Genomic DNA, 7,890 nt, shown 5'->3' on the forward strand with positions numbered 1-7,890 from the left:
GTGCGCGGCTATTCCACTTCCATCCCGCACCAATCCAGCGGCTCCTGCACGTACTTGCCCCGCGTGCCTTCGATGTCGCCGAGTTCGGCGATCAAATGGGAGCGGACGTCGTCGACCGTGGCGTGCGGGGCGGTGAGGCCGCAGCCGCGGGCCAGCTGGTATTGCGCGTTGTCGATCACGGCGACTTCCTTGCCGGCTTCGGTGATGCGTTTGAGCAGCCGCAGCAGGTGGCCGTCGGGGGCGAAGTAGAGGCGGCCTTCGCGGGTGACGGCGGGGCCGGTGGCGCCTTCAGCCACGTTGGGCGAGAGCATCTCGGAATAGATGAAGGCAAGGCTGCCGTCGGGGCGGTAGCACGAGGTGTCGGTCTGGGTGGCGATGGCATCGATCAGCCAGGTCTGCACCAGCACCGAGGGGGCAGCGTCACCGCCATCGTGAAACTCGAAATGGTCAGAATAGCCGCCATCGAAATTGCGGCGCCAACCGGTCCAGTCGTTGGGCGCGGTTTCCAGCAGCTTCGAGCAGGCGTCCCAGGCGGCCCGGACTTCGTCGATCTGCGGCTCGGCGGCTTGCACCGCGGGCGCGAGCAGCAGGGTCAGGGCGAAGAGCAGTCGGCGCATCAGAAGTCTCCGTTTGGCGCGACGCTAGAGCATTTCCTGGACGAACGGCACTACCCACGGTGTCATCCCCGCGAAAGCGGGGATCCGTTTGGTGCAAAGAAAACGGAGGTTCCCGCTTTCGCGGGAATGACCCGGTGGGTGGGGCAAGGAGCCAGGCTAAAGGCTTGAGCCGGTTACTCCTCGCGCAGGAAGCTCGCGGGACGGGTCGAAAGCGCCGACCAGGTGGTGAGCATGCCGACGGCGATGGCGAGCGCGATGGTGCCGACGGTGACCCAGACGAGCAGCGCCGGGTCGGCCCAGAAGTCGATCTCCAGCACGAACTCGACAAAGGCCCAGGTGCCGGCGAGGCCAAGCAAAGCCGCGAGCACCGCGGCGAGGAGGCCGAGCAGGCCATATTCGACGAGGTAGGCACGAACCACGTCGCCGCGGGTGGCGCCAAGCACCTTCATCACCACCGCATCGGATTCGCGTTGCTTGCGGCCAGCGGCCATGGCGCCGGCGAGCACCAGCACGCCGCTCACCACGGCAAGGCCGCCGATCACCTCGACCGCCGTGGTGACGTTGGCGAGGATGGCGGCGAAGGTTTCGAGCGCCTCACCGACCGGCAGGAACAGCAGTTCGGGGAAGTCGGCGACGAGGCGCTGCTGCACCGCGACCTCTTCGCCCGGCACGGCCTTGAGCAGGCCGAGATAGCTCAGCGGAAAATCGGCAAAGGCGTTGGGCGACAGCACGAAGCCGAAGTTTACGCTGCCCGAGCGCCAGGCGTAATCGCGGAAGCTGCCGATCTTCGCCTTCACCGCTTCGCCGAAGACGCGGAAGGTGAGGACGTCGCCGAGCTTCAGGCCGAGCGGTTCCTTCAAACGCTGGAACACCGAAACTTCCGGCGTGCCGATGAAGTTGGGCGGCCACCAGCTGCCCTCGGTGATGGTCGATTGATCAGGCAGGGTGTCGGAGGCGGAGAGTGGGATCTCGCCCTCGAGCACGAAGGCGAACTCGGCCGGCGGCTTGCGGTTGAGCTCGGCAATCGGCGTGCCGTTGATCGCCTCGATGGCGCCGGTGACCATGGGCAGCGAGGCGAAGCTTTCGACCGCTTTGTCGCCGACCGAAAACTGTTTCAGTGCGTCCACCTCGTCCTCGAACAGGTCCATGAAGACGAAGCTCGGGGCGTTGGGGATCGACTCGCGGGCGAGCTGGTGGCGCAGGTTCCCGTCGATCAGCGCGATGAGCAGCAGCAAAGCGAGGCCGAGCCCGAGCGACAGGATGACCACCGGCGCGGGGGCGCCAGGGCGCCAGATCGATTTGACGGCGTTGCGGAGCGCGGCGTTGGAAAGCGGCGGGATCAGCTTCAGGCCGCGTTGCAGCAGCCAGGCGGCGCCGCGCAGCACGAGGAAGGCGCCGAGCACGCCCATGGCGTACCACAGCACCAGCAACGGGCGGCCGGTGGTGAGGGCGGCCAGCGCATAGATGCCGGCGGCGGCGAGGCCGAGCGGCAACCACAGGCCAGGCTTCAGCATATCGCGCCAATCGAGCCCGCCTTCGACGGCCGAGCCGGCGGAGCGGAACAGCAGCGCCGGTTTCAGCTTTTCGGCGCGGCGCAGCGGCAGGTAGCCGAAGGCGAAGCCGGTGAGGGCGCCGAAGCCGGCGGCAGTCCACAGCGTCACCACATCCACCACCGGCGGCAGCCCGAGGCCGAGCAGGCCACCGAGAATGGGCAGCAGCACCATGGTGAGGAGCGTGCCGAGCAGCAGGCCGAGAATGATGCCGGCCAAGGTCAGCAGCATCACCTGGGTGAGAAAATGGACGAGGATACGCGGACCGGTGGCGCCGAGCGCCTTCATGGTGGCGATGGAGCGCTGGCGTTCGGTGACATAGGCGGAAATTGCATTGGAGACGCCGAGCCCACCGACCAGCAGCGAGGACAGCCCGACGATGGTGAGAAAGCGGGCGAACATATCGAAGAAGCGGGCGAGGTCGGCCGTGGCGTCCTTGGGTCCGGCGAGCTTCCAGCCGGCCTTGGGGAAGCTGGTCTCGATCGACTGCATCGCGGCATCGGGATCGGTGCCATGGAGCAGGATCTTGTAGCGGTAACTGGCGAGGACGCCGGGCGCGAGGATACCGGTGGCATTGAGCGCATCGACCGACATCAGTACGGGGAGGCCGAACTGCAGGCCGGCAGTGATGCGGTCGGGCTCGGTGCCGATGATGCCGGTGAGGGTAAACGTGGCGTCGCTGATGGTGAGCTGTTCGCCGAGCTTCAGGCCGAGGCGATCGAGCAGCAATTGATCGGCGACGAGGCCGAAGCTGCCGTCAGCGCGCGGGGCGAGGAGTTCGGGCAGCGGGGTGTCGGCGCCTTTCACGGTGACGCTGCCGATCAGCGGATAGTTGGTGTCGACGGCGCGGATGGCGAGAAAACTGTTCTGCTCGCCGGCATCGGCGCGGCCCATCACCTCGATGACTTCGCCAAGCTTGCCGAGCCGCTCGAAGGCCTGTCGCTCCTCCGGGTTGGCGGCGCGATAGGAGAGCTGGGCCTCGATGTCGCCACCCAGCAAGGTACGCGCATCGCGCAGCAGCGCCGATTGCAGCGCTGCACCCACCGAGCCGACAATGGTGATGGTGCCGACACCAAGCGCCAGGCAGGCCAAGAGGATAGTGAAGCGGCGGAGGTCGCCGCGCAGGTCTTTCAGGGCGACCCGCAGCCAGCCGCGCAGGGTCGCGGCGGCAGTGTTCACGCCGGCACCCGCTCGCTGAGATGGCCCTCGTTCATGCGCAACTGGCGGTCGGCCTTCTTGGCCAGTGAGGGATCATGGGTGATCAGGAGGATGGCGGTGCCGCGCTCGCGGGCGATGCCGAACATCAGCTCGATGACATGGGCGCCGGTTTCCTGGTCGAGGTTGCCGGTGGGTTCGTCGGCCAGCAGCAGTTTCGGGTTGCCGACAATGGCGCGGGCGAGGCCGACGCGCTGCTGCTCGCCACCGGACAGGGCGCTCGGCAGGTGGGTCAGGCGGGCGGCAAGTCCGACGTCACCGAGCGCGGCGGCGGCGCGGCTCTGGATTTCGGGCCAGGGCAGCGACGGTTCGGCGATCTCGAGGGTGAGGGCGACATTCTCGAGCGCGGTCAGCGACGGGATGAGGTGGAAGTTCTGGAACAGGATGCCCAGCGCGTTGCGCCGGAAGATAGCGAGCTGGTCTTCGTTGAGCCTCGCGATATCCGTGCCGGCCACGGTGATGGCGCCGGAGCTGGCCTGCTCGAGGCCGGAAAGCACCATCAGCAGCGAGGTCTTGCCGCTGCCCGATGGCCCGACAATGGCGGTCACTTCACCTGATAGCAGTGTGAGGTCGACGTCCCTGAGGATGTGCAGCGAAGTCGCGCCGCTCTTCAGATGCAGGTTGATGCCTTTGGCATCGACGACGGGAGCGGGCATGGGACGGCCGGTTTGCTGCGATTACAAGCACATAGTGTGTCGCCGGTGCCGTTCAATGGAAAGGCCCGGTGACACTAAATCGCAGCAGGATGGTTTGGGTTCCGCGAGCTAACCGACGACCGCTCAATACTCCGTCATCGCGAGGAGGAACCAGGCGGCGTGCGGCAGCCATTGCTCGCTCCAGCGCCAGGACTGGAATGGGTCCTCGGTCTCGCAGAAGCCGATAGCGGTTTCGTCCGAGAGCGACGAGGTGATGCCGTTGCAGATGCCACCATCGGCATTGGGGAGTTTTGCCGGCCCATAGATCGCCCAGTTGCGGCCAAAGCCTTGCAGCATGCAGGCATGATAGGGGTTGAGGCCCAGGATCCAGTCCAGCGCCCGCTGCGACTGCACGCGCGCAAGTTCGGCGGCTTCGGCATCGACATGCGGCATGGCGCGGCGGAGCGCATAGGCGAGGCTGCCAAGCCGAGCGTTCTCGCCCTGCCACCAATAGCCGCTGTCATTGCCGTGGGGGTAGAAGAACTGCGTACCGATCGCCCCATCGCTGCGCTTCACCAGCTGGCGCGGATAGGCGAAGGGATTTGCCACCTCGGCAGTGATGCCGGCGAGCTGGCGAACCACCTTGCCCAGCGCGGCGGAGACGCCCGGCCGATCGGCTTCGGGGGCGATAGCGAGGTAGTCCACCAAAGCGGCAATCGGCAGGCCCTCGTCGGAGGCGTGAAAGAACGGACGGGTGCCGTTATCGGCGCGCCACCAGCCATCATAGCCATGGCCGCCGGTCAGGCGGTCGAGCAGGCTGGTGGCGCGTTCGCCGGCTTTGACCAGATATTCGTGCTTCCCGGTCGAGCGGCTGAGTTCGGTGGCGGCGAGCAGCGCGCAGTAATCGTCGATGATGTTTTCCTCGCCATTGTCGAGGTATTCGAGGTTGTGCACCTCGAGATGAGCGAAGGCGCGCTCGGCTGTCGCCAGGTACTCAGCGGCGGTGAACTCGCCGTCCTGCTTGAGCCGGGCGGCGCGGGCGAGAGCGGCGATGGCCATGCCGCCGCCCTGGCGATAGCCGGCTTCCCAGCTGTCGTGCTTGTGGCCCTTCTGGGTCGAGTACGAGCAGATCTCGCGCTGCGCGGTATCGCCCGACCAGCGGTCGAACACCGTCATGTAGAACATGCCCGCGGGGTCGCACATGCGCACCAGGAAATCGGCGCCCCACAGCGCTTCGGTACGGAAGGCAGCGTGGAGGTTGGCGTCGATATGCGGGCAGACTGCGGCCTTCGACAGCGCCCAGACCACCAGCGGGGTCTGCTGCGGGTTCATGAAATTGGCGTAGCTCAAGTGGCTCAGGTACTTCGACACGTCACCCGAGGCGTCATACCAGCCGCCATGCACGTCGGCGCGGGCATTGCGCTTGTTGCCGATGAAGGCGATGGCGCGGTCGGCGCTGAGGTAAGGCTCCGCCGTGCGCTGGCCCTGGAAATAGCCGAGCAGCGCCGCCGGGAAGCGCTCGGCGTAGAGCTGTTCGGCGATTTCGAACGGCTCCGAAACGAGGCGGGTGCCGGTGGCATCGAGGGCTTCGAGCAGGAAACGGCCGATGCCAGTGAAGGCGGTGAACTCGGCGCTCTGCCAGCGCTGGGTCTTCCAGCTGTCGACGCCGGTGGCCGCGCCGGGCGTGGTTTCGAAGACGACCTCGCCGGTCGCCGCATCGCGCAGGCGTAGCGTGGCGAAGTCGGGACCGTCACCGAGGGCGAGGACAGCGAATTTCGGGCCGGCCGCCTCGTAGCCGACCTGGTTGGTGGCGATGGCGCGGCTCGAAAACAGCGCGGGATATTGGGCGTTGATCGCCAGGAGCTGGTTCATCTTTGGAGGGTCCGGTCAGAGGGCGTGGCAACTTAGAGGTGATGGCAGCGGGCCATGTGGCTGTCGCCGACGGGCGTGGGGTCGGGCATGATTTCGCGGCAGATGTCGGTGGCGCGCGGGCAGCGCGGTGCAAACGGGCAGCCGCGGCTTTCGGCGGTCCAGAGCGGGATATCCGCCGCACGACGCACCGCACCGCCGGTGATCTTGTTCTTGGGGTTAGGCACAGCGGCGATGAGCAACTGAGTGTAGGGGTGGCGCGGGTGATCGGTGATCGCCTCGCTTGGGCCCTGTTCGACCAGGTGCCCGGCATACATCACCGCGGTTTCCTCGGCGAAGTAGCGGGCTGTGGCGATGTCGTGGGTGATGTAGAGCGCGGCGAGGTGCTTGTCGCGCTTCAGGTCCTCGAGCAGGTTGAGGATGCCGAGGCGCACCGAGACATCGAGCATGGAGGTGGGCTCATCGGCCAGCAGCACGGTGGGGTTGACCGACAGGGCCCGGGCGATGGCGACGCGCTGGCGCTGGCCGCCGGAGAGCTCGTGCGGACGGCGCTTCAGATACTCGGCAGCGGGGACGAGACCGACCTGGGTGAGGAGCGCTTCACTCTCGGTCCGCACCTCTTTGCCGCTGAGCTCGGGGCGATGGATGCGCAGCGGCCGCTCGAGGATGTAGCCGATGGTCTGGGTGGGGTTCAGCGAGCCGAACGGATCCTGAAAGATCATCTGCACCTCGGCGCGATAGTCGGTGAGCCCCTTGCCGCTGAGCTTGCCGATATCGGTGCCGCGGAAACTGATCTCGCCGGCAGCCGGTTCGTAGACGCGGGCCAGCATGCGGGCGCAGGTGGATTTGCCGGAGCCGGATTCGCCGACCAGCGCCAAAGCGCGGCCGGGGGTGAGCTTGAGCGAAATGCCGCTCAGCGCCCGCAGCGTGGTGCGCTTGCCGACGAGACCGCCGAGCACGAAGCGCATGTCGACATCGCGCATCTCGAGGATGGGCGCCTCGGTCATGACAGCAGATGTGGTCATTGCAGCAAGTGACACGCTGCTTCTCCTCCGGTGGCGGGCGTGGGGCGGAGTTCGGGGGCAAGGCGCACGCAGATTGGGATGGCTTCGCCGCAGCGTGGCGAGAAGCGGCAGCCCTCGGGCAGGGCGCTGAGGCTGGGCGGCGAGCCGGCAATGCCTTCGAGGCGGACGCGCGGCCCGCTGAGCGGCGGGAAGGAGCGGCCGAGGGCCCGGGTATAGGGGTGCTGCGGGGCGGTGAGGATAGCGCTGGCCGGCGCCACTTCCACCAGCTCGCCGGCATACATCACGCCGATGCGGTCGCAGAACTCGATCATCAGCCCGAGGTCGTGGGTGATGAACAGCACCGAAAAGCCGAAGCGGGCCTTGAGCTCGCAGATCTGCTCGATGATGTCGCGCTGCACCACCACATCGAGCGCCGTAGTGGGCTCGTCCATGATGATCAGCTTGGGCTCGAGGGCCAAGGCCATGGCGATGCAGATGCGCTGGCGCATGCCGCCCGAGAACTGGTGCGGATAATCGTCGAGGCGGCGCGGGCTGATGCCAACCAGTTCGAACAGTTCGGCGGCACGGGCGAGCGTCTCGGCGCGGCTGGCCCTCGGGCGGTGCGCGAGGATGGCGTCCTCGATCTGCTCGGAGACCTTGATCACCGGGTTCAAGGCATTCATCGCCGACTGGAAGACGAAGCTGACTTCGCTCCAGCGATAGCGGCGCAGCCGCTCGGCGGAAAAGCTCAGCACGTCCTCGCCCATGAAGCGGACGGCGCCGCCCGAGACGAGGCCGGGCAGCCGGGTGAGGCGAGCGAGCGCGAAGGCGACGGTGGATTTACCGCAGCCGCTTTCCCCGGCGAGCCCGAAGGCCTCGCCGGGGCGGATATCGAAGTCGATGCCGTTGACGGCGCGCGACACGGTGTTGGCGCCGACATAGTCGACGGTGAGGTTACGGACCTCGACGAGGGGCTGGGTCAGCATGAGGTGGTTTCCTC

General features: G+C 67.0%; 6 protein-coding genes. All 6 read right to left on the bottom strand.

Going from position 1 to position 7,890, the window contains the following annotated elements:
* Positions 1-8 precede the first annotated feature (8 nt).
* The gene (locus VW23_RS07465; RefSeq protein ID WP_069908953.1) at positions 9-617 is read right to left on the bottom strand and encodes a hypothetical protein; all 609 of its coding nucleotides are present in this window, start codon (positions 615-617) and stop codon (positions 9-11) included.
* 173 nt (positions 618-790) lie between these two features.
* Entirely contained in the window at positions 791-3,346 is a 2,556-nt protein-coding gene (locus VW23_RS07470) for an ABC transporter permease (protein WP_069908954.1), read from the bottom strand.
* Positions 3,343-4,038 carry an ABC transporter ATP-binding protein gene (locus tag VW23_RS07475; RefSeq protein ID WP_069908955.1) on the bottom strand — a complete coding sequence of 232 codons (696 nt, stop codon included), beginning with the start codon at positions 4,036-4,038 and terminating at the stop codon, positions 3,343-3,345. Before VW23_RS07475 ends, VW23_RS07470 begins: the two co-directional genes overlap by 4 nt.
* 123 nt (positions 4,039-4,161) lie before the next feature.
* A complete protein-coding gene (locus VW23_RS07480) occupies positions 4,162-5,889 on the bottom strand; it encodes a glycoside hydrolase family 9 protein (RefSeq protein ID WP_084645725.1) in 1,728 nt (575 codons plus the stop codon).
* A 32-nt stretch (positions 5,890-5,921) separates the two neighbouring features.
* Complete coding sequence (locus VW23_RS07485; RefSeq protein ID WP_244513447.1) at positions 5,922-6,926, bottom strand: ABC transporter ATP-binding protein; 1,005 nt, start codon at positions 6,924-6,926, stop codon at positions 5,922-5,924.
* Positions 6,908-7,873, bottom strand: a complete 966-nt coding sequence (locus tag VW23_RS07490) for an ABC transporter ATP-binding protein (protein ID WP_201788026.1) — start codon at positions 7,871-7,873, stop codon at positions 6,908-6,910. The genes VW23_RS07485 and VW23_RS07490 overlap by 19 nt, the downstream gene beginning before the upstream one ends.
* Positions 7,874-7,890: the final 17 nt, after the last annotated feature.

The sequence above is a fragment of the Devosia insulae DS-56 genome (assembly GCF_000970465.2).
Lineage (GTDB): Bacteria > Pseudomonadota > Alphaproteobacteria > Rhizobiales > Devosiaceae > Devosia_A > Devosia_A insulae.